Raw genomic sequence first — 21,329 nt, 5'->3', positions numbered from 1 at the left:
ATGTGAAGCGTTCAATCGAACGAAGGCCCGGGACATTCGCACGAATTCGACTGCGATTTGGGGACCTTCCTGTTCCCAAATCAACTATCGGCCTTCTTCGTGCTGAATAGCCTTCTCAGCCACACCAGCGGCAGCAGCAGGATGAAGGCGCCTTTCTTCAGCACCACCAGGGCGAGCGCGATCAGCCCAGCGCTGGCGGCCCCGCCATATTTGACGCCGAGCATCGTCGCCAGCACACCCAGCGCGCCATAGCCGGCCACCTTGTCGCCGCTTGAGAATTCGAAATAGGACGAACCGGCCTGCGGCTTGTAGGCGGCGGCCGATGCGGCGACGATCTTCTGCACGTCATCGCTTGTGATGTTGCCGTTCACCGGCACGATCTTGATCGGCACATAGCCCTGCCGGTCGAAGATCGAGACCGAGATGTTGATGGTCCGGTCGCCGCCCCAGTTCAGGATGTTGGCGTAGTAGAGGATGTTCTTGCCCTTATCGATGCGCGGATAGACGAGCCAGCCCTCGAAGCGGATGTCCTGCCCAAGCCGCTGCGACTGCGCCTTGACCGAATCCTTGAAGCTCTCCTCGATCGAGCCGATTTCCTCGCTGCGGTCGCCGCTGTCCCAGTCGGCGAGGCTCACATAGCCGTCCGAAACCGGCTTCTCGACGGTCAGGTTGTCGATCTCCGGCGTCAAGCCGAAGATCAGCTGGTCGATCGAGCCGCACTCGCCGCGGTCCCAGCCGAACTCCTTCACCACCAGATCGCAACGGTCCTCCGGCTTCAGGTAGAAGGCGCCGCTGCCGGCCGGAGCGATCGTGCCCCTGGCGGCGCTCAGCGGCCGGGTAAAATCCTGCGGATGATAGTTCGCATCCTCGGCATGCACGGTCGCCGGCTGCGCCAGCAGGCAGGCATGCGCCACCGCAATGAAAATCAGGTTCTTCCTGACCGATTTGTTCATGACCCCCTCCGGTGGACCGGAACCCAAATCTCACGCCCCTGTGATCTAACGGGATTTCGAACGCAAGTACAAGTCGGAAAAGTTCTTTTTTTGTTCTTCGTGCAGACTGTGACGTTCCGGCATTGCCGCGGCGCGCCTAATTCTTCACGATGGCGTAGAGCAGGGCAGTTTTGACCGCGGACGGGCTTCGCGCCTCAGCCGGGCTGCGCCGAGCGGCCGTCCATCCTCACATATCGATCATCGACCTTTTCACGCGCCCGATGATGGTGATCGCGCCCTCCAGTTCCGGCGGCGGGATATCCAGGTAGGAAGCCGGCTGGAACGGCGGGTTGTCGTTCGGGCGGTAGCGCTTGTAGGTGGCCCGTCCGGTCTCGTCCGAGATCACGTAGCAGCCATTGGTCACCAGCCGCTTGTCGCGCAGATTGACGAAGATGATCGAATCCGGCGGCGAGATCTTGTTCATCGACGGACCGTCGACGCGCAGCGCAATCCATTCGCCTTCCTCGAGGTCGGCGGTGGGGATGGTCGGATAGTCGGAGAGGTTGACGACGCTGTCCTGGCTGCCGAGCTCGCCAGCGCTGATCCAAGACACGATCGGCACGTCGACGGTGACGGGCGAGGAGGCGAGGCTGACCGGCGCTGCTTCGGCCCCATCGCCATTGAACAGCAGCCAGCCGGGGTCGACGCCGAACAGCCGACCGTATTTCTCGGCGGCTTTTCGCGACAGCGGCCGGTTGCCGTTCTCATGGCTGATCAGCGTGTTCTTGTTGATCTCGCGCAGCGCTCGCGCGGCATCGCTGGGCGAGGCATAGCCGGCCTGGGCGCGCGCCTGCTGCAATCTGTGCCGGGAATCCATCATCGTACAAAATGCCTGAAAATTTCGTCCAAAGTGTACGATTTCGCTTGCGCGTCATTCGTACATAACGTACGCTTAGCGCATGAATGAGCATCCCGCAAGCATTTCCGCACTGCCAGTGATTCCGCCGCAGCCTATGCCGGGGCTGCCCACGAGTATCTTGGGGCTGCCCATGAGTATCTCAGGGCTTATCGACCGCTGGGGCAGCATCGGCGCTTTCGCCACCGATGTCGGTTGCGGCTACGAGGCGGCGCGCCAGATGCGCCGGCGCGGCCGCATCGCGCCGCAGCACTGGCCGCTCGTGGTGGCGGCAAGCCGCAGGCTGGGCATTGCCGGCGTCAGCTACGAATGGCTGGCCGGCCGCGCTGCCGCCACGCAACGGGCGGGCGCCATGCAAGGGGAGGCGGCATGAACGCGCTCCCGTCACATCTCGAACTCCAATCGTCCGGACTGTCCTCCTCCCCGGTCCGGGCGCATCCCGGGGCGCTTGCCCCGGATCCGGTCGAACCGCCCGCACCCCGGTTCACCGGAACGGCCGGAGCCGCTCCTCCCCCGGCTCCGGCCGCCAATTCGGCCACAAGCTGCATTCGCACCGAGGACGGCACCGTCATCCTGTTCGACCGCGCATCGGGCCGGGCGGTGTCGGGCCAGACGCGGGCCGCCGCCGAGGCGGCGCTTGATCGACTGAACGGCGCCGCGCCCGGCGCCGCCTGAACCCACCACTTTCCCCACCTGACCTGACCGACGGCCGCGCGGCCGAACCATGGCGCCTGGCCGAAGCCTGGCCCTTCGCACACCCCTTGGCAATCAACGGAACGAGAAGATGGCAGCCGCCTATACTGAAAAGGAAATCGACGAGATCGCCGCCTGGCTGAAGGAGGGGCTTTCGGCCTCGCGCATCGCCGGCCGCTTCAGCGCGCTGCGCGGCAGCCCGGTCACGCGCAACGCCATCATCGGCATCGTCCACCGCAATGCCGGCTTGAGAGCCATCGGCTTCGCCAACCCCAAGGGCGGCCGCGCCGGCGGCCGGCCGAGGAAGCAGGCGCGGCCGGATCGTCCGGGCCGGCGAGGCAGGACGGTGGTTGGAGGGATGGCGCTCTCCGAGCCGGCCGCGCTTTCCAGATATGCCGAGCTGGTGGAAGGCGCCGGCGGCGCAACCGCCGATCTCCCCCCTTGCGGGGGAGATGTCCGGCAGGACAGAGGGGGGTGCTGTCCCGCCGACGTATCGGTCGTAGGCAACCCCACGCAGGCGCAAACCACCGCCCGCACCTCCAAGTCGAAAAGACCCAAACCCCGCAAGCCGGCGCGCACTTTGCCGCCGGCCTGGCTTGCGCCTGGCGAGCGCCAGAAATCCGAAGCGCAGCTCTACAAGCTCCCCGCGCCGCCGCCTGCGGTAAACCCCGGCCGCCAGCCGCATGTCGCGGCCATGCGCTTCCTCGACTGCCTGTTCGGCCGCTGCCGCGCCCCGCTCGACCTCGCGCTGCGCGAAGAGCCGGAGACCGACCCGCTGGGCGCGCGTCCCGGGCCCGACATGCTGTGCTGCGGTTTGCCGACATCCGCCACGCGGTCCTACTGCGCGCACCATCACGCAAGGTTCCACGGCCATCGCGGGAGGGGGATGTGAGGGTGAAGCTGCTGATCTCCCCCCAGGTGGGGGAGATGCCCGGCAGGGCAGAGGGGGGCGCGAAGGAACGCGACGTCTCAGAACTGTCTTTCGCTTCAGTCTGTTGTGACTGGGTAGGGATTCCAAACACTGATATGCTGGCGGGACAGCGCCCCCCTCTGTCCTGCCGGCCATCTCCCCCTCAAGGGGGGAGATTAGACAATCGCCGCTGCCCCGCCGCTCACCCGGACTCCTCCCCATGAGCGGAACGATCTGGTCGAAATTCTTCTGGTCGGACTGGGAGTCCGATCCGAACCTGCGCCTGTGCTCGCTGGCAGCGCAGGGCCTATGGATGCGCATGCTGTGCATTGCCGCGGCGCACGAGCCCATCGGCTATGTCGCCATCGCCGGCAAGGGGCTGGACGAGGCGGCGCTCGCGCGCCTTTCCGGCTGTCCGGAGGCGGAGCTTGGCGCGCTGCTTGCCGAACTGGAGCAGAACCGTGTCTTCTCGCGCGACCGCCGCGGCCGCGTCTATTCCCGGCGCATGATCGCGGATGCCCGCAAGGCGCGCGTGGCGCGCCGCAACGGCTTGAAGGGCGGCAACCCAAGCCTTTCGAGGGAAAGCGCTTTTTCGGCGTCGGATAAGCGGCGGGCAAGGGCAGGGGATAAACCCCAGAGTCCAGACTCCCAGAATCCACAAGCCATCGATCCATCGGGAGAAAAAGCCCCGGCTTTTTCTCCCCCGACTGTCACTTCGCGGGACAGACATGGGAAAGCGGTTTCGGATCGCCCAGCCGGACAAAAATGGCATCGCCGCAACACCCATGTCGATGCCGCCAACAAGATCATCGAGGAGATCAATGACCGCAGCCGAATTGCAGCAGGCGGCGAAAGCGCTGGCCGCGATGTTTTCTTGCTTCCCGCAATCCGCGCTCGCTGACGCCGAGATGCAGCTGCGCGGCTATCTCGCCGCCGTGCAGGATGCCGAACTTCAAGACGTCGAGGCCGCCATCCGGCGCTTCATCCGCGGCGAGGCCAAGGCCGGCAACGCCCAGTTCTGCCCGTCGAGCGCGCAGCTTTCGATCGAGGTGCGGGAGCGGCGGCTGATGCGGGAGCTGACGGCGAAGCGGAGAGGGGATTTACCTGTGAAGCTGGTGAAAACATAGGCGCCAGCCAATCTCGAGATTGTCGGTGCCAGGCACCCCCCCTCTGGCCTGCCGGCCATCTCCCCCGCAAGGGGGGAGATCAGCTCTCATCACGGCTTTCGCCAATCGCCAGCGTTGCAGGAAGGGCGCCTGCGCCAGAGCTGCCAATCTCCCCCCTTGCGGGGGAGATGTCCGGCAGGACAGAGGGGGGTGCTGTCCCGCCAACCTCTCCAGTTTCCACCACCCACAAAGGACCGCACCCATGCCCCGCAAAGCTGCCAAAAAACCGCAACCCCCAAAACTCCCCAAGGGCGAGGCCGAGCAGGTGCGCATCCGCCGCGAGGTCGGCCACGATTTCGCGCTGAAGCAGGACGCCTTCGGCCGCCAGCGCCTCACCGCCGGCACGGCCGAGGCGCGGCGCGTCTACGAAGTCTCGAACGGCGGCTACACCTCCACCGGCGGCATCGTGCGCCTGCGCAATGTCGATCCGCTTGTCGGGATCACCTCGCTGATGCGCCAACAGCGCGAGGCCGGCCAGCGGTTTCGCGACGATTTCGAACGCAGCCAGCGCGATGGCCTGCAGCCGCAATCCTGGAGCGAGCGCGTCGACGGTGGCCGCGTCGGCGGCGGCGTCCCCGACCGCGTCCTCTCAGCCGGCCGGGCGCATGCCCACGCCACGGCGGCCCTCGCCCACTGGGAGGTGGCGGAGGTGGTGCGCAAGACCTGCCTCGAAGGCCAGTCGGTGAAGGCTATCGCCGAACGCAGCGGCGAGGGACGGGATGTGGTGGTGAAGCTGCTGAAGGTCGGGCTGGATCTGTTGGCGGTGCACTATGGGATGATGGGGAGGCGGGCGGGGTGAGCGGCAGTACCTGTCAGTATCGGTTGAACCCATCGCTCGCTCGCCCATTGACCGGGCATGCAACGATCAAGGAAGGACAAAGCCATGCACATCATCCTGGGTGGCACCGGCCATGTCGGTTCGGGCGCGGCGGCGGCGCTGTTGCGGCGCGGCGAGGCGGTCACGGTGGTGACGCGCGATAAGGCCAATGCGGCACATTTGGCCGAGCAGGGCGCTGAGGTCGCGGAGGCGGATGTTCGCGACCCCGAGGCGCTGCGCAAGGTGTTGCGACAAGGCCGCCGCGCCTTTCTTCTCAACCCGCCTGCCGATCCGGCGACCGATACCGACGCCGAAGAGCAGAAGACAGTTGCCGCCATCGTCACAGCGCTTGCAGGCTCAGGTCTTGAAAAGGTGGTGGCGGAATCGACCTATGGCGCGCAGCCGGGCGAAGGCATCGGCGATCTTTCCGTGCTCTACGGCTTCGAGCAGAAGCTGAAGGCGCAGACCATTCCGGCCAGTATTATCCGCGCCGCCTACTACATGAGCAATTGGGATCAGGCACTGGAGACGGCGCGGCGTGACGGTATCATCAATTCCTTCTTCCCGGCCGATTTCAGACTGCCGATGGTGGCGCCGCAGGATCTCGGCGAGGCCGCCGCGCGGCTTTTGCTGGAGCCTGTAGCCCAAACACGCGTGCATTATGTCGAAGGGCCAAAGCGCTATTCGCCGGCCGATGTCGCGCGCGCCTTTGCCGAGGCACTGGGCAAGGAGGTGCGAGTGGTGACCACGCCGCAAGAGCTCTGGCTGGAGACCTATCAGCAACTCGGCTTTTCAAAAGCGGCAGCGCGATCCTATGCGCGCATGACGGCTGCTACGCTCGATGGTCCCATGCAGCCGGAGGATCCGGAGCGCGGCAAGATCACCCTGGAAAACTACGTCGCTGCGCTGGTCGAGAAGAAAGGCGCACTTGCGATGTGAATCAGGCAGTTGGCGGGTTACGACGAATCAAAATGTTAGGTGCATTGTCGGCATGGACTTACGCCACGGCCTGCAGCCGCAATCCTGGAGCGAGCGCGTCGGCGACCGCCGCGTCGGCGGCGGCCTCCGACCGCGTGCTCTCAGCCGGCCGCGCGCACGCCCACGCCGCGGCCGTGCTTGGCGGTGCACTATGGGACGATGATGGGGAGCGGGGTGGGGTGAATATAAAACGCTGGTTGATCGCGGAATAACCATGAGTTGAAATCGCTCAGGTCAAATCGGCGCAGCCGATGTATTCGTCTGATGGTCTGGAATTTTAAACGAAGTGATATTGAGTCATCAATGAAATATCCCGATGGAACCCTTGCTAGGATTGGCGACAAGATCGTTGTCTGGGAGGGCAATGAAGGCGTCGTGGTCTGCTCCATGGATACCGACGAATATTCCGAGGAATACCCGAAGAAAAACTTCGGCTATCTCGGGCGAGGGATCATGGTTCTGTCTGAAAAAGCAGGGCTGATCCATTATGTGACGCCTGAGGAGGAGATGCGGCTCTTGGAGAGAAGGGCCGGTGAACGTCAGGCCGTTTGGCATCTGGAATGGTACGATCGCCAGACCGAACGTCTTGCGGGCGACGAGGAGCTTCGGGGCCTCGCTGACGCGAATGTCAGGCGCGTTCTTGACAGGCCGACTTCGGACGATCTGGCCGGAATGTTTGAATTGAACGCCGGCCTTTCAGAAAGGCTCATCGGCGTCGTTGAAATCAAAACCAGCTTCGACTTCGATCGCTATGACTATTTCCTAGGTAAGGTGTCGAAGGTGTTGCCATGAGCAGGCAGTCCTTGGCCTATCTTACTGTTGTCCTTGTATCGGTCGTCATCGTGCTGCTCGCCTTCTTACAGGCGATCATGCTTGCCTGGCTGTCTCAGTCCCGGAGCGGCAGCCGGAACTCGCATCGCCGCAATTCCGCTTTTGGCTGTTCTTTTCGGTGGGGCTGATCGCGCTAGTGGTTGGGATCGCGGCTGTTGTGCGTTGGGTTCGCCAGCAGAATCGTGAGTATCGCTGAGCCGGGCAACTGTCGCCAGATCACAGACGCCTGGCGGCGCTGACCTTCGATGTTATTATCGGAGAGCGCCTCAAGTGCCCTTCTTTCTAGACGTCGGACCTTCATTGCTGTGAGGAGCTGGCTCCCACCCGAACACGCTCCTTCCCCCCAGCAAATGCGACTGGTCCATCTCGCCGGCCACGATCTCCTTCAGACTCGGCCCCGTCACATAGCGCTCCATCCGGCGTGACTCCCCGTCCAGTCGCCTCAGCGCCTCCAGCTCCTCGCTCCGCCCGAGCTTCGCCTTTCCCACCGCCGATTTCAGCACGGTGATCGTCTCGTCATAGACCTTCAGCGGCACGGGGAAGGGGTGGCGGTCCTTGCCGCCGTGGGCGAGCGAGAAGCGGGCCGGGTCGGAGAAGCGATAGGGCGCGCCATGCACCACCTCCGAGACCATGGCCAAGGCCCGCACCGTGCGCGGGCCGACGCCGGGGACGAGCAGCAGCTCCGGAAAATCCTTGGGGCCGCTTTCGATGGCCGACGCGATGTTGCCGTGCAGGCGGCGCATGACGATGTCGCTTTCGCGCACGTCGTGGTGCGCGGGCATGATGAGGTTGGGGAGCAGCGGCTGCGCGGCCGGTTCCGGCTCGGCCCTCACGATTTCCGGGGGCTCCAGCACGGCAAGCTCGGTCAGGATCTTTTCCGGGCTCATGGTCTTGAGCAGTTCGACCTGGCCGCCGCGCGCTTTCTCGGCGCGATGGTCGGTGAGATTGACGATCTCGCCCTGGCGCTCGCCCTCGATCGCCGCATGCGGCTGGTCGACGAAGCTGGTCAAGCCCTCCGAGAGCCAGTGATAGCGGCGCGCCTGGCGGGCGTCACCGTTCATGCCTTGCTGCACCACCACCCAGCGCCCGTCATCGGTGACGAAGAAGGCGTGCAGATAGAGGTCGTAGCCGTCCTGCACGGCGGCGCTGTCCACCTTGGCCACCAGCCGGCTGGCGGTGGCCAACGCATCGCCGTCGAGCCCGACGCGCTCGCCGATGGCGATCAGCTCGCCCGGCGTCTTGCGCGAATGCGCGCCGCGGCCGCCGCAGACATGGATGCCGAGCTCGCCGGCCATCGGGTTCAGTCCGCGCTTCAGTGCGCCGATGACCGAGGTGGTGATGCCGGAAGAATGCCAGTCCATGCCCATCACGGCGCCGAAGGACTGGAACCAGAAGGGATGCGCCAGGCGTCGCAAGAGCTCGTCGCGGCCGTAATGGTGGATGATCGCCTCGCACAGCACCGCGCCGAGCCTGGTCATGCGCTCGCCCAGCCATTTCGGGACCCGCCCGCCATGCAGCGGCAGGTCGGCGCTGCCGCCTCGCTGCGTCACGTCGATTTCTCCGCGGATGCCGGTGAGTTAGATGGCATTTTAGCGGAGATTTGCAAGGCGCAGAAACTGCGATCTCCCCCCACAAGCGGGAGGAGATCAGCTATTCGCCGGCGTCACCTAGTACCTGTAATAGTGCCGGTGGTGGTGGTGTCTATGGTGGTACCACCAGTAGTGGTGATGGTGGTGCCGGTGGTGATAGACGTAATAGTACCTGTGGTGCCGGTAGTACCGATAGTGCGGATAGCGGACCACATAGCTCGGGTAGTAACCGCCGTAATAGTCGCGGTAGCCGTAGTACGGGCGGTAGTATGGGCGGTAGAATGGCCCCGGCCCGTAGTCGTAATAGGAAGGGCCTATGCCGAAGCCGAAGAACACGCGCGCATCCGCCGGCGCGACCGTGGCGGCCGCCGACGCGACGGCGATCACCGAGGCAAGTAGAAGCTTTTTCATGGCAACCTCCTCCTGAAGGTTCGCATTGACAACGCTTTACAAGCCGAAAAGCTGCCAGTGGGCTCTGGGCTTTGTGCGAAAATCACCGGATTTGAAGCCGTGCCTGGTTCCTGGCGGCGAATAAGCTAATGCATGTCGCCCAGAAGTGCGCAGCGGTTCTGGGACAACGACATGCATCAAAACAAAGACTTAAAGCGCGTCGCCTGAATCCGGTTCAGCGCGACGCGCTTTAGCCGCAGACGCGCACCTGCCGCGTGAACCGGTGCTCACCGCTGCGGGTTCTCACCATTTCGATCCGGCAATGGCGGCCGCGGCTTACGACATGATGGCGGGACGGCGCGGCGACATAGCCGCCGTCATAGTCGTTGCCGTAGGTTGGGCCGTAGCCGGGCCCGTCATCAAGATAGGAGCCGCCCCAATAGGAAGACCGGAGCGTGGTTGTAATTGTCGTAAAAATCGCCGAAGGGGCCGTAGTCGAAATAGCTGCCGCCGAGGAATACATTGCCTGCATACGCAGGCGCGACGATGGCAACCGCGGCGGCGAGGCCGATCATTGAGGCAAACAGGAGCTCTTTCATGGCAACCTCCTCCTGAAGGTTCACCCATGACAACGTCCGGCGCGCCGAAAAATTGCCCCGCCACGGTCAATCAGCAACATTTGAAGGCTTCGTGACCGCTCGAAGCGGTCAACACCGGACGATAGCGCGGAGCGGGCGAAAGCCGTTCCGCGCTATCCAACCCGGGCAACTTAGTAGTCGTTGTAGCCGTTGCCGTAGCCGTTACCGCAAACTCGCACTTCTTCCACCACGCGGTGGTGGTGACGCCAGTGGCTCACCAGTTCGGTGCGACAGTTATGGCGGTGATGATAGCGGATCACGTAACGCTCGCGATAGGGCGTGTAGTAATCGTCATCATACACGTGCCGGTAGTAGCGGTGCGGGTAGTAGCCACCGTAATAGTCGTCATTATAGCCCGGACCGACGCCGATACCGAGCTGCACGCTGGCCGCACTGGCCGGCGCGATCGCGAACGCCGAGGCGATGGCGATCATCGAAGCAAGCAGAAGCTTTTTCATCGCTGCCTCCTGTGTTTCGAGGATGCCCCTTCGACGAGATAACGGTTTGGCGCGGTTCATGTTCCCGGGAAGCCCTTTAGGCAAGACACGGGCCGGGGGCGCCGGGGCCTCATCCGGCGCATTGCTTCCGCCCCGCAAGGTCATGTCCGCAGGTATTTATTAGCGTATTTGCAACCGACCGGGCTCCGGCGCGTTGCACGCCGGCGAAATATCTCGGATCATTGCCCAGGCAGCAGGGAGTCTCGATGGTGGCGGCCAATCGTCGTAATGGGGTGCCGGAGCCGCGGCTGGAAAGCCTGCTTGCCGCCTCCAGGGGCCACCCGCGCACGGTGCTGCCGACCGTGGCGAGCGTCGTTGTCACGGTCGCCGCGCTCTATTTCGGGCGCGAGGTGTTCCTGCCTATCGCGGTCGCATTGCTTTTGACCTTCGCCATTGCGCCGGTCGTGTCCTGGCTGAAGCGCGCCGGCGTCCCGCGCATCGCGGCCGTCATCGCCAGCGTCGCCGGCGCCTTCGCGGCACTTTCGCTGTTCTCCTTCGTCGTCGCCACCCAGGTCAGCGACCTCGCGCAGAACATCCCCGTCTACCAGATCAACATCCTGACCAAGGTCCGCGCGCTTAAGGAAAACGGCCTTGGCGGCGGCATTGTCTCGCGCCTCAGCGGCGTCATCGAACGGGTCGGCCAGGAGATCGACCGCCAGGAGCCGCAACTGCCCTCGGCCGCCCAGGCGCCGAAGCGCGAGCCGATCCCGGTCGAGGTCGTCTCGCATGAAAAGCCGCTCGAGGTGCTGCAGAATCTGATCGGTCCGCTGCTCAGCCCGCTGGGCTCGGCCGGCCTCGTCATCATCGTCGTCATCTTCATGCTGATGGAGCGCGAGGACCTGCGCGACCGCTTCATCCGGCTTGTCGGCTATGGCGACCTCCATCGCACCACGCAGGCGCTCCAGGATGCCGGCAAGCGCGTCGGCCAGTATCTGCTGATGCAATTGGTGGTCAACATCATCTACGCCGTGCCCATCACCATCGGGCTCTGGGTGCTAGGCATTCCAAACGCGCTGCTTTGGGGCCTGCTGGCGCTGGCGCTGCGCTTCGTGCCCTATATCGGGCCGATCGTCGGCGCGCTGCTGCCGCTGTTCCTGGCGCTGGCGGTGGCGCCGGGCTGGTCGCTGCTGTTGTGGACCGTCGCGCTGTTCGTCGTCGTCGAGCTCGTCATCGGCAATGTCATAGAACCCTGGCTCTACGGCTCGCACACCGGACTCTCGCCTTTGGCCATCATCGTCGCGGCGATCTTCTGGACCTGGCTGTGGGGGCCGATCGGCCTTGTGCTGTCGACGCCGCTCACCGTCTGCCTCGTCGTTCTCGGCCGGCATGTGCCGCAATTCGAGTTCCTCGACGTCCTGTTCGGCAATGAGCCGGTGCTGGAGCCGCATGCCAGGCTCTACCAGCGCCTGTTGGCCGGCGATCCGGACGAGGCGACCGACCATGCCGAGGAGATTCTGGAGGAAAAATACCTGTTCCAGTTCTACGACCAGGTCGCGATCCCCGCGCTGCTGCTCGGCGAGCAGGACCGCGGGCGCGGCGTCATGGATGACGAGCAGCGCCGGCAGGTCGCCGACAGCGCCATGACGCTGGTGGCCAATCTCGACGACAGCGCCCAGCAGGAGGCCGAGGAGGAAGAGGCCGAGCAGACCGCCGAGGCGGAGGAAAAGGCGGCCGACAAGAAGGGATCCGAAAAGAAGGCTGACGATGGCAAGCCGGCTGAGCAGGGCGCCGACGAGGAAGAGGTCGACCTGCCCGACGGCTCCGGCATCACCGTACTCTGCGCCGGCGGGCGCGGCGAGCTCGACGATGCGGCCGCCGCCATGCTGGCACAAGTGCTGGAAGTGCAGGGCGCGGAGGCGACGCGCGCGAGTTTCGCCGACCTCGAACCGTCAGCCGTCCGCCGCCTCGAGCTGGAAGCGGCCGACGCCGTCGTCATCGGCTTCCTCAACCGCCAGTCCACCCAGCACGCGCGCTTCATGGTGCGGCGGCTGAAGCGCATCAAGGCCAAGCTGCGCGTCGGCATCGTCTTCTGGTCGGAGGTCGGCAATGGCGATGGCGAAGCGGCGGCCGAACTGGCCGGCACCCTCAATGCCGACTTCGTCGCCTTCGGCATGGTCGATGCGGTGACCGGCGCGCTTTCCAACAAGCCCGCCGTCATGCTGAAGCCCGCCCACCGCCGCCGTCGCCAGCCGGCGCGCAGGAAGCAATTGCAGGCGGCGGCAGAGTGAAGGCGAGGACGGTCGCTGTCGGCTTGGCAGTTGAGGAAAAACTCGCCGGGCCTAACCCTATTACCCAAGCCCAGAGGCCCGGCGAGAACCAAAACCTGATCCCCCGATCAGGAACCGGCGGGAGGACGCCGGCAATCTCTTATGTGCAAGACAGATGCCAGCACTCGGTCCCGAAACGAGACAATCATGCTCCATGCCGGCGCCTTCGTCACCTCAAAGCCGACAAACGACAGGCTCGATGGGGCCAACCAGTCATTAACTGTTGCTAATGTGCTACAGCCTGTGGGCTCCGGCAGCTATAAGGTTCCACAAGCGGACCCACGAATCCTTGAAAGGGGGGTACTTTGAAGAAGACCTATGAGAAGCCTGTTCTGGCCAGGCGCGAAAAGCTGAGCGTCATCACCGCAAGGCCGCCATCTTCCATTCTGACCTGATCTGGCCGGAAACTGAAAAAGCCCGCCATCCGGCGGGCTTTTTGATTCCAACGCGGCGGATGTGAACCCGCTCGATCTTCAGCCGCCCGGCTATGGCCGCGAGCATCCATCGCCACATCGCCTCCCGCTGTCGCATCGCCGCGTGCAGCGCATGCCGCAATCGGCTATGCCGTCACCAGCCAATTCCGGCGAAACCAGGAGCATCCGATGACCAGACCCACCATCCTCAAATTCGGCGCCATCGAGCATGCGGAAGCGGGCGACCTGCCGGGCTGGATCGTCGTCGAGGGCAGGCCGACCATGCAGACCGCCGTGCAGCACACCACCGAGGACGGCAAGGTGATGTCCGGCACCTGGCGCGCCTCGCCCGGCACCTACCACGCCACCTACACCGACTATGAATTCGTCCACATGATCGCCGGCCGCATCATCATCACGCCGGACGGCGGCGAGCCGGTCGAGGTCGGCCCCGGCGACGCCTTCGTGGTTGAAGCGGACTTCAAGGGCACGTGGAAGATCCTCGAACCGGTGATCAAGCATTTTGTCGTCGTAACTGGGTAAGGCTGCCGATCTTCCTTAAGGAGTGATCCGCGTAGCGGTTGCAAAAGCGGACCGATCGAAAAAAACGGCGACCTGGGGCAGGCCGCCGCTGGCAATTCCGTCAATGGTCGACGCGTCCGTTGGGGGCGCATTGTTGGGGATGTGCTTGGGCGTCCGCGTCGACCACGGCGGCCTCATACCGCAGACTTCACAATGCCACATTTGCGGCCCGCTGAAACTTCCGCGAAAGCGGAATATGAACTGCATGAACTTGCCTCGTCCCACCAAGGAGAAGACGGCAAGCGCGAAACAGTTTCTATCCCTGGCCGCATTGACCTTGGCCCGCCAAGCGACGACCACTGATGCCGTTCACTTTCAATGGATTGCATCTTGAACCAGACTCATTTTCTCAACGCCAGGCTGGCCGACGGCACGCTTGCCGACCTCACCGTCGCCGGCGGCCGCTTCAGCGCCATCGCGGCGGCCACGAATGCGACCACGCCGCCGGCCGGCGCCATCGACCTCGCCGGCCGGCTCGTGCTCCCGGCTTTCGTCGAGGGCCATATCCATCTCGACACGTCCTTTTATGGCGATGCCTGGCGTCCGTACATTCCGTGCACCAACGGTTTCGACGTGCGCGAGCGGGTGGCCTTCCAGATGCGCAACCTCGAGCAGGCCGCGCCGATGGCGGAGCGCGCGAAGAACCAGCTCGAACTCTGTGTCGGCCATGGCAGCCTCGCCATGCGCAGCCACGTCATGGTCGATGCCGCGGTCGGGCTGAAGCATGTCGAGACGATTCTTGGCGTGCGGGAGAAATACCGTGACTTGATCGACATCCAGCTCGTCGCCTTCCCGCAGAGCGGCATCCTGTCCTCGCCCGGCACGGCGGAACTGCTCGACGAGGCGCTGAAGCTCGGCTGCGACCTGGTCGGCGGGCTCGACCCGGCAAGCTTCGACCGCGACGTGAAGGGCCATCTCGATGTGGTTTTCGGCCTTGCCGAAGAACGCGGCGCCGGTGTCGACATCCATCTGCATGACCGCGGCACGCTCGGCCTGTTCGAGATCGAGGAGATATGCGCACGGACCACGGCATCGGGCATGCAGGGAAAGGTCGCCGTCAGCCACGCCTATGCGCTGGGCGACATTTCCGCCGACGCGCTGGCCGGCGCCGGCGAGCGGATCGCCGCTGCCGGCGTCGCCATCATGACCAACGCGCCCGGCGACCACGCTTTCCCGCCGGTGGCGGCGCTGCGCAAGGCGGGTGCGACGGTCTTCGCCGGCTCCGATAACATCCGCGATTCCTGGTGGCCCTATGGCGATGGCGACATGCTGAACCGCGCCAACATGATCGGCTACCGCTCCGGCTTCTACGAGGATTGGGAGCTGGAAGCCGCCTATGACGTGGTGAGCCAGGCCGGCGCGAACGCGCTGGGGCTGGAGGGTTACGGCGTTGCCGTCGGCGCCAAAGCCGACTTTGTCGCGCTGAAGGCCGAACATGTCCCGGAAGCGGTGGTGGCGGTGCCGAAGGAGCGCACGGTCTATCGCGCGGGCGGGGCGATCGCCAAGGATGGCGCAATGATCGGCTGAAGGCGGCGCGAAAACCGGCCGCGCGTCGTTCCGGCATGGATCGTTTCGCCGTCACCGACGTTCGCCCGATGGATCGAGATCGGGAGGTACCGATGGCAGATGAGACCAGAGAAGAGCGCATCCGCATGCGTCGAAGCCGACCTCCGGCCGGTCTGCTGGCTGACAGGGTTCGGTGAGTCCTCGCTCAACTTCGTCCTGCGCTTCTGGATCCACGATCCGCAGCAGGGCCTGACCAATGTGCGCGGCAAGGTGCTGCTGGCGCTGTGGGACACGTTCAAACAGAACGGCATAGGCATCCCCTATCCGCACCGCGAGGTCATAGTGAGGGAGGCCGGGCCGACCAGGCTGAAAGGCAATTGGGCGGCGCGTTGAGGCGGCGAGGGGATCGCCGCAACTCCATTAAGTCAAAGCATGTCTCCCGAAAGTGGGAACCGGTTTCGGGATAAAGACATGCGTAAAATCAAAGACCTAAAGCGCATGGAGCGAATCCGAAGGATCCCGACGCGCTTTAGTTTGCATGCATATGTTTCAGGCCGCTCCGGCTTCGTGAAGCATTTCACCGTTTCCGCGCAATCGGCTGGTTACAGACGCATCGCAAAAGCGGCGCCGGGTGAATGGGGCGGCATCGGTTTTGCGCCGCTGATTTATGGGAGCTGTCCATGTTCAAAAGTCTCAACCGGATCCGCGCCGCCTTCGCACAGGCCAGCAAGCGCCGCCGCACGACGCGCGAGCTGAACGAGCTGCCGGCGGAAATCAAGAAGGATATCGGCTGGCCGCATCAGTCCGACCAAGCGGACGAAATCCGTCTGCCCTTTTAGCGGGGATTCCTATCGGGCGCAGTTCGGCGTCGCGGGGGCGCCGTTGAACCTGTCCCGCGTCCAGGCGATCAAGGCGGCCTCGAGCGGCGAGCCGCCGGCCACCAGCGAAAGATGGTCGCGGCCATCGAACTGCCTGTAGTCGATCTTCTGTCCCGCCGAGCATCGCTGCGCGACATATGCCCGCTGGATGCGGGCGGGCACCAGGTCGTCTTCGGCACCCTGCGCAATCAGGACCGGAGCATTGATCTGGGCGTTTGGCATATTCTCGTCGAGCCTGGCGCCCAACGGACCCGAAGCCGGGTCCCGGCGGAAGATGCCGCCCGGCAGCAGCGAGGCCTCGGCGATCGAGAACAGGGTGGCCCTGCCGCCGACGCATCGCCCCGCCATGTCGCGGGCGAGCACCGTCGACACAGCACCGAGATAGCCGCCGGACCGGACGTCGGGGTAGGCCTTGGCATAGGCCTCGGCAAGATAGGCAGACACGATCTTGCCGAACATGGTGCGCCGCACGGCTGCGAAGAGGGCGCGCAGGTCGGTTGCCGGCGCAAGCGCCGCCACCCCGGCCACGTTGACGTCCGGCGCATAGCCCATTGCGCGAATGCCAGCCCACAGCGCGCTGTTGCCGCCCTGCGAATGCCCCCAGACCACAATCTTGCCGTCGGCGTTCAGGCCAGGCATCTGGCGCACGGCGCGCGCCGAGTCGAGCACGGCGCGCGCCGCATCCTCGCCGATCAGATAGGCGTGGCCACCCGAAGTGCCGAGGCCGACATAGTCGGTCGCGACGTAGACCCAGCCCTGCTTGAGCAGGGCCCCGAGCGCCGGCACGTTATCGAATGGGTGTTTCAGCAAAGATGGCGCGCAGCCTGGCTCTATCCCGGTCGTGCCATGCGCCCACAAGACCACAGGCCTGCCCGCGGCGCTCGCACCCGTTGCGGCCATGACAATCGCGCTCGCCACCGCCGGCGTCTCGTCGCCGCGTGTTGTGGCATAGAGCACCCGCCACGCCCGGGCGCCTTCCGGAACGTCACGCGTGAACGGCTCGCCGCCTATCAGAGTTCCAGGCGGTGGAACCGTTTCGTGACGGCTGGTGTAGAAGCCATCCGGCACTGCCGGCCGTGCCAGATGCCACAGCACGCCAAGCAGCGCTGAGCCTGCCAGAACGATTGCCGCTACAAAACGGCCAAGCGACGCCAGCAGGCCACGTTTCTTTTTCGAACGCACGCTCTTGCTCATCGCCGGTGTCTCGGCCCCCTTGGCCTATTGTGCCACGAGGCCTCCACCAGCCAAAGAGCGTGAGCCGGTCGGCCAGCCGGCGCTTGCAGCCGGCCAACCAGTCGACATCCTCGACGCGATTGGCCAGCCGCATCTCGCTGGCCGGCCATCATCCAACGGCTTCGTCAGCCTATTTCCGCAACGACTGTGCCGGACACCGGATCCGTCACGCCGAGATCGCCGCCCAGGTCTTCGAGCATGTCGCGGAACGTGTCGAGTATGCCGATCATCATCGGGCGCGCCGCGGCGAGGCTCTCCATGTTGTTCCATTCGCCGACCATGCAGAAGGTGCGATCCCCGGTCTTGATCAGGGCGCCCTTGCGAAAGCCCTTGGCGTTCAGAGCAACCTTCTGATGCGCGTCGACGAAGGCCTTCTCCTTGCCCGGCTTGGTGCGAAAGCGAACCACATTGTAGGCGGTCATGGTTTCCTCCCTTCGGTTTGGCGTCAGCCGGCCGGCTTGTAGGCGCCGGCGGCCTTGTTGGCGGCCGCGATCACCGCCTTCATGTCGAGCTCTTCGAGGACGACGAGATCGCGCACCGAACCACTTGCCCGCACGGCAAGCGTCATGCCCATCCCGGCAATCTGGTCGGGCACCTCGCCATTGACGATGACGTCGTAGATGCCGCGCGTGAACATCAGGCTGTTCATCCGCCCGCCAACGCTTTCAAACAGCGCCGCGATGGCAACCTCCCGGTTCGATCCTTGCATCAGCCCCTTGGCGGCGTGGGGTTCATAACTCGCCAATATGGTAACTTTCATGGGATTCTCCTCCAGATATCGTGCCTCGGGCTGCACAATCCTGCAGGCAGCACCGACCTCTTTTTTCGACATTTGACGTGGTCCGTGGACCGCCTGGGCAACAGGGCAAACGGGCGGTTCGACCGGAGCAAGGCTTCGGCTTCCAATAATATGCGCCTATTCTAATATGACGACAATCCCGACCTGCGCAGCGGGCCGGTGCGGCCGGGATTGGCCTGCGCCCGATGCGCGGCTGGGCTATTCAACTCGGCGGAAAAGCCTGATAATAGGTCAGCTAAGTTGACCTAAATAGAACACGCCCCGTGGGAGGTGCGCCTTGACCCTGTTGAACCTTCTGGCCTCGCGCTCCACGCGCATGAAGGCTTCGGAAATCCGCGAGCTGCTGAAGCTGCTCGACCAGCCGGACATCATCTCCTTTGCCGGCGGCATCCCCGACCCGTCGCTGTTTCCCGCCCAGGCCATCGGCGATGCCTATCAGGCGGTGCTCGGCGGCGCCGAAGCCGGCACGGCGCTGCAATACCAGGTCAGCGAAGGATTTCTGCCGCTGCGCAAATGGCTGGCCGGCCAGATGGGCAAGCTCGGCGTTCAATGCGACGAGGGCAACATCTTCATTACCTCCGGTTCGCAGCAGGCCCTCGATTATCTCGGCAAGCTGTTCCTGTCGCCAGGCGACACGGCCCTGGTCACCTGGCCGACCTATCTCGGCGCGCTGCAGGCCTTCAACGCCTATGAGCCGCGCTACGACCGGCTGAACACCGCCGGCGGCAATATGACGCCGGAAGCCTACCGAGCCGCCGCGGCGGCGAATGGCGGCAAGGTGAAGTTTGCCTATCTGGTGCCCGACTTCGCCAACCCGACCGGCAACACGCTGGATGCCAGGCAGCGCGAGGCGGTGCTCGACCTTGCCGGCGAGCTCGACATCGCCGTCATCGAGGATGCCGCTTATCGGGCGCTGCGCTATGACGGGGAGGGCGTGCCGCCGATCCTGGCGCTCGACTGCGCCCGCTCGGGCAGTATCGACAAGGCCCGCACCCTCTATTGCGGCTCCTTCTCGAAAATCCTGTCGCCCGGCATGCGGGTCGGCTGGGTCTGCGCGCCGCGCCATGTCGTGGAGAAGCTGGTGCTGATGAAGCAGGCCTCCGACCTGCACAGCCCCTCGATCAACCAGATGGTCATGCACCGCGTCGCCGAAACCATTTTCGACGCCCAGGTCGAAAAGCTGATCGGCGCCTATCGCAAGCGCCGCGACGCGCTGCTTGGCGCGCTCGAAGCCAACATGCCCGACGGCATTTCCTGGAGCCGTCCGGACGGCGGCATGTTCGTCTGGCTGACGTTGCCGGAAGGCGTCGACGCGACCGAATTGCTGGCGCGTTCGGTCAAGGAGGCGCGCGTCGCCTTCGTGCCCGGCAACGCCTTCCATGCCGACGGCACCGGCCGCAACACGCTGCGCATGTCGTTCACGCTTGCCGACGACCGCGCTGTAGGCGAGGGCGTGCCGAGGCTGGCGAAACTGCTGCGGGGATAATCCCTCTCGAGGTGGAAGATCAACAGCCTTCTATCACCCTGTTCTCGCGCAGGCGTGATTGGTAGTGCGCAGGCGTGATTGTCGGCGCGGCCCATTCCTCGGCTAGGGTCGCGGCCGATCCAACACCCCCTGGATCGACCCGACCGTGGGGTCCCACCTCCATGGTCCGTACGAAAGAGCCCCGACGGCCTCCACCGGCGGGGCTTTTTTCCTTGGCTCCGCGCCGGGAAGCCGACGCGGAGATAGAGCGGCACCTACTTGTTGCAGTTCTGCATATCGGAGGTGATCACGCCGCTGGGAGTGTTGTTGTCGGTGTCGTTACCGACGACGTCCTTGCAGCGGTCCTCCATGCCGTTTGTCGGCGCCTGGATCGTTGAGCCTGTGGTAGTGGTATCCGTTGTGCCCGACGTGGTGCCGGTCACCGTTCCACCACCCGAGGCACTCCCGGCAGCTCCGCCCGAACCCGTGGCGCTGCCTGTCGCGCCGCTCGTGGCACTCCCGCCGCCCGTGGCGCTGCCTGTCGCGTCGCCAGAGGCACTGCCTGTCCCGCCGCCCGTGGCGCTGCCTGTCGCACCACCCGAAGCGCTACCAGCCGCGCTACCTGTCGCGCTGCCCGTGACGCCGCCTGTCGCTCCACCTGAAACGCTGCCTGTGGCACCGCCGGATACACCGCCAGTGCCGACGGAGGCACCGCCGGATACGCTGCCCCCGGCAGTCGCGCCGCCGCCGACGGATTGCGCCATCGCGCCCGATGCGGCGAGCGCGATGGTCAGCATGGAGGCTGCGAAGATTTTCTTCATCATGGCGAATTCTCCTTTGGTTCAATCATTGATTAATTTTCCAACGGAGGGTCGCAGGGGATGTTCCGGCTGAAAGAATTCGTGAAAGGGGGCGCATGGCCCTGCCTTTCGACGGTTGTCGGGTACGTGCCGCAGAGGGCCTGATGGCGCCGCCCCTGGGGAAGCGCAACGCGGCGGAGGCACTGGCCGTCACACAAAGTTGCGCGAATACCACCGGACGCTAGCTATACTCTTGCACACCTTGGCCAGAAGGGGAGAAGTGCCATGACCTTGCGTCTGGGGTTCACCATGCTTGCCCTCGTCGCCTTCGCCGCGCAGGTGCAGGCGTTTGAAATCTCCAGCCCGTCGGTCTCCGACGGCAAATGGAATGCGAAATATCTCGGCGACAAGGCCGGCTGCGGCGGAACGAGCGTCTCGATCGCGCTTGCCTGGAAGGATCCGCCGGCCGGCACCAAAAGCTATGCGCTGACCATGTTCGACCCCGATGCCAATGGCGGCAAGGGTTTCTGGCACTGGCTGGCCTGGAACATCCCGGCCAGCGCCAAGGGGTTGGGTGAAGGCGCCGGCGCCGAGGGTGGCAAGCGCATGCCGAAGGGCTCGGTGCTGGGCAAGGGCGGCGTCGGCCGCGCCGGCTATTTCGGCCCATGCCCGCCGCCCGGCAGCGGCGAGCATCACTATGTCTTCACGCTCTATGCGTTGGGCGAAAAGACGCTGCGCATACCGGAGAACCCGTTGCCGGAGATGGTCTCGGTCGCCGCCAAGAGCTCCGCGCTGGGCGAGGCGACGGTGACGTATACTTACGGGAGATAGCAGGGCGCCGGTGACAGCCAATCTCACCCCTTGTGGGGGAGATGCCCGGCAGGGCAGAGGGGGGCGCTGTCCCGCCAGCCTTTCCAGCGCTAGAGTCAGCTCGACAGTGCTTGGCCGATGCAAACACAGAGGCCCCGATCCTTCGCGCCCCCCTCTGGCCTGCCGGCCATCTCCCCCACGAAGGGGGAGATCAGCAGC

The 21,329-nt window shown here is 64.7% G+C and carries 25 protein-coding genes and 1 pseudogene; 15 read left to right on the top strand and 11 right to left on the bottom strand.

What is annotated here, in order from left to right:
* Positions 1-80 precede the first annotated feature (80 nt).
* Together EN869_RS28910 and EN869_RS28905 are read right to left on the bottom strand one after the other, a co-directional pair.
* Positions 81-953, bottom strand: a complete 873-nt coding sequence (locus EN869_RS28910; RefSeq protein ID WP_127230754.1) for a DUF2167 domain-containing protein — start codon at positions 951-953, stop codon at positions 81-83.
* Between the two features lie 226 nt (positions 954-1,179).
* Positions 1,180-1,812 carry an XRE family transcriptional regulator gene (locus EN869_RS28905; RefSeq protein ID WP_127230755.1) on the bottom strand — a complete coding sequence of 211 codons (633 nt, stop codon included), beginning with the start codon at positions 1,810-1,812 and terminating at the stop codon, positions 1,180-1,182.
* Between the two features lie 169 nt (positions 1,813-1,981).
* On the opposite strand from EN869_RS28905, the gene EN869_RS28900 reads away from it, so the two are divergent.
* The 8 genes from EN869_RS28900 to EN869_RS28855 all read left to right on the top strand — a co-directional run bounded on the left by EN869_RS28900 (position 1,982) and on the right by EN869_RS28855 (position 7,204).
* A complete protein-coding gene (locus EN869_RS28900; RefSeq protein WP_245489606.1) occupies positions 1,982-2,221 on the top strand; it encodes a hypothetical protein in 240 nt (79 codons plus the stop codon).
* Positions 2,218-2,523: a hypothetical protein gene (locus EN869_RS28895; RefSeq protein ID WP_127230756.1), complete on the top strand. Its 306-nt coding sequence runs from the start codon at positions 2,218-2,220 to the stop codon at positions 2,521-2,523. Before EN869_RS28900 ends, EN869_RS28895 begins: the two co-directional genes overlap by 4 nt.
* Positions 2,524-2,632: 109 nt before the next feature.
* On the top strand, positions 2,633-3,433 hold the full coding sequence (locus EN869_RS28890) for a GcrA cell cycle regulator (RefSeq protein WP_127230757.1): 801 nt from the start codon (positions 2,633-2,635) through the stop codon (positions 3,431-3,433).
* Between the two features lie 238 nt (positions 3,434-3,671).
* Positions 3,672-4,352: a hypothetical protein gene (locus EN869_RS28880; protein WP_127230758.1), complete on the top strand. Its 681-nt coding sequence runs from the start codon at positions 3,672-3,674 to the stop codon at positions 4,350-4,352.
* Complete coding sequence (locus tag EN869_RS28875; protein WP_127230759.1) at positions 4,273-4,578, top strand: hypothetical protein; 306 nt, start codon at positions 4,273-4,275, stop codon at positions 4,576-4,578. The genes EN869_RS28880 and EN869_RS28875 overlap by 80 nt, the downstream gene beginning before the upstream one ends.
* A gap of 241 nt (positions 4,579-4,819) precedes the next feature.
* Positions 4,820-5,416 carry a DUF6456 domain-containing protein gene (locus EN869_RS28865; RefSeq protein WP_127230760.1) on the top strand — a complete coding sequence of 199 codons (597 nt, stop codon included), beginning with the start codon at positions 4,820-4,822 and terminating at the stop codon, positions 5,414-5,416.
* A gap of 84 nt (positions 5,417-5,500) precedes the next feature.
* Complete coding sequence (locus EN869_RS28860) at positions 5,501-6,373, top strand: NmrA family NAD(P)-binding protein (protein WP_127230761.1); 873 nt, start codon at positions 5,501-5,503, stop codon at positions 6,371-6,373.
* A gap of 342 nt (positions 6,374-6,715) precedes the next feature.
* A complete protein-coding gene (locus tag EN869_RS28855) occupies positions 6,716-7,204 on the top strand; it encodes a hypothetical protein (protein WP_127230762.1) in 489 nt (162 codons plus the stop codon).
* A gap of 305 nt (positions 7,205-7,509) precedes the next feature.
* Here the strand turns inward: EN869_RS28855 and EN869_RS28850 are convergent, their stop codons facing one another.
* The 4 genes from EN869_RS28850 to EN869_RS28835 form a co-directional block, all read right to left on the bottom strand.
* Positions 7,510-8,793: a DUF763 domain-containing protein gene (locus EN869_RS28850; protein WP_127230763.1), complete on the bottom strand. Its 1,284-nt coding sequence runs from the start codon at positions 8,791-8,793 to the stop codon at positions 7,510-7,512.
* A gap of 117 nt (positions 8,794-8,910) precedes the next feature.
* Positions 8,911-9,243: a hypothetical protein gene (locus EN869_RS28845; RefSeq protein ID WP_127230764.1), complete on the bottom strand. Its 333-nt coding sequence runs from the start codon at positions 9,241-9,243 to the stop codon at positions 8,911-8,913.
* A 398-nt stretch (positions 9,244-9,641) separates the two neighbouring features.
* On the bottom strand, positions 9,642-9,821 hold the full coding sequence (locus tag EN869_RS28840; protein WP_127230765.1) for a hypothetical protein: 180 nt from the start codon (positions 9,819-9,821) through the stop codon (positions 9,642-9,644).
* Between the two features lie 170 nt (positions 9,822-9,991).
* Positions 9,992-10,318, bottom strand: a complete 327-nt coding sequence (locus EN869_RS28835; protein WP_127230766.1) for a hypothetical protein — start codon at positions 10,316-10,318, stop codon at positions 9,992-9,994.
* A gap of 245 nt (positions 10,319-10,563) precedes the next feature.
* Here EN869_RS28835 and EN869_RS28830 point away from each other — a divergent pair, with 245 nt between their 5' ends.
* Positions 10,564-12,585: an AI-2E family transporter gene (locus tag EN869_RS28830; protein WP_127230767.1), complete on the top strand. Its 2,022-nt coding sequence runs from the start codon at positions 10,564-10,566 to the stop codon at positions 12,583-12,585.
* Between the two features lie 399 nt (positions 12,586-12,984).
* Here the strand turns inward: EN869_RS28830 and EN869_RS34650 are convergent, their stop codons facing one another.
* A complete protein-coding gene (locus tag EN869_RS34650; RefSeq protein WP_167507112.1) occupies positions 12,985-13,179 on the bottom strand; it encodes a hypothetical protein in 195 nt (64 codons plus the stop codon).
* A 47-nt stretch (positions 13,180-13,226) separates the two neighbouring features.
* Between EN869_RS34650 and EN869_RS28825 the strand changes: the two genes are divergently transcribed.
* The 4 genes and pseudogenes from EN869_RS28825 (at position 13,227) to EN869_RS28810 (ending at position 15,964) form a co-directional block, all read left to right on the top strand.
* Positions 13,227-13,580, top strand: a complete 354-nt coding sequence (locus EN869_RS28825) for a cupin domain-containing protein (protein WP_127230768.1) — start codon at positions 13,227-13,229, stop codon at positions 13,578-13,580.
* Positions 13,581-13,937: 357 nt separating this feature from the next.
* The gene (locus tag EN869_RS28820; RefSeq protein ID WP_127230769.1) at positions 13,938-15,146 is read left to right on the top strand and encodes an amidohydrolase family protein; all 1,209 of its coding nucleotides are present in this window, start codon (positions 13,938-13,940) and stop codon (positions 15,144-15,146) included.
* A 129-nt stretch (positions 15,147-15,275) separates the two neighbouring features.
* Positions 15,276-15,518 (top strand): annotated as a pseudogene (locus tag EN869_RS28815) (mechanosensitive ion channel family protein); the annotation flags it as partial.
* Between the two features lie 287 nt (positions 15,519-15,805).
* Positions 15,806-15,964, top strand: coding sequence for a hypothetical protein (locus EN869_RS28810; RefSeq protein ID WP_245489607.1), 159 nt, complete (start codon positions 15,806-15,808; stop codon positions 15,962-15,964).
* 9 nt (positions 15,965-15,973) lie between these two features.
* On the opposite strand, the gene EN869_RS28805 is transcribed toward EN869_RS28810, so the two are convergent.
* The 3 genes from EN869_RS28805 to EN869_RS28795 form a co-directional block, all read right to left on the bottom strand.
* Positions 15,974-17,197 carry an alpha/beta fold hydrolase gene (locus EN869_RS28805; RefSeq protein ID WP_127230770.1) on the bottom strand — a complete coding sequence of 408 codons (1,224 nt, stop codon included), beginning with the start codon at positions 17,195-17,197 and terminating at the stop codon, positions 15,974-15,976.
* A gap of 164 nt (positions 17,198-17,361) precedes the next feature.
* Positions 17,362-17,658 carry an antibiotic biosynthesis monooxygenase gene (locus EN869_RS28800; protein ID WP_127230771.1) on the bottom strand — a complete coding sequence of 99 codons (297 nt, stop codon included), beginning with the start codon at positions 17,656-17,658 and terminating at the stop codon, positions 17,362-17,364.
* Between the two features lie 23 nt (positions 17,659-17,681).
* On the bottom strand, positions 17,682-17,996 hold the full coding sequence (locus tag EN869_RS28795; protein WP_127230772.1) for a GYD domain-containing protein: 315 nt from the start codon (positions 17,994-17,996) through the stop codon (positions 17,682-17,684).
* 355 nt (positions 17,997-18,351) lie between these two features.
* Between EN869_RS28795 and EN869_RS28790 the strand changes: the two genes are divergently transcribed.
* Positions 18,352-19,521, top strand: a complete 1,170-nt coding sequence (locus tag EN869_RS28790) for a PLP-dependent aminotransferase family protein (RefSeq protein WP_189341271.1) — start codon at positions 18,352-18,354, stop codon at positions 19,519-19,521.
* Positions 19,522-19,775: 254 nt separating this feature from the next.
* Here the strand turns inward: EN869_RS28790 and EN869_RS34645 are convergent, their stop codons facing one another.
* Positions 19,776-20,324 carry a hypothetical protein gene (locus tag EN869_RS34645; RefSeq protein WP_167498638.1) on the bottom strand — a complete coding sequence of 183 codons (549 nt, stop codon included), beginning with the start codon at positions 20,322-20,324 and terminating at the stop codon, positions 19,776-19,778.
* A 261-nt stretch (positions 20,325-20,585) separates the two neighbouring features.
* On the opposite strand from EN869_RS34645, the gene EN869_RS28780 reads away from it, so the two are divergent.
* Positions 20,586-21,131, top strand: a complete 546-nt coding sequence (locus EN869_RS28780; RefSeq protein WP_127230775.1) for a YbhB/YbcL family Raf kinase inhibitor-like protein — start codon at positions 20,586-20,588, stop codon at positions 21,129-21,131.
* Positions 21,132-21,329 lie beyond the last annotated feature (198 nt).

Source organism: Mesorhizobium sp. M2D.F.Ca.ET.226.01.1.1, assembly GCF_004022705.2.
Lineage (GTDB): Bacteria > Pseudomonadota > Alphaproteobacteria > Rhizobiales > Rhizobiaceae > Mesorhizobium.
Note: the sequence above shows the minus strand (reverse complement) of the source record. Positions and strands in the feature narration are given on the sequence as shown.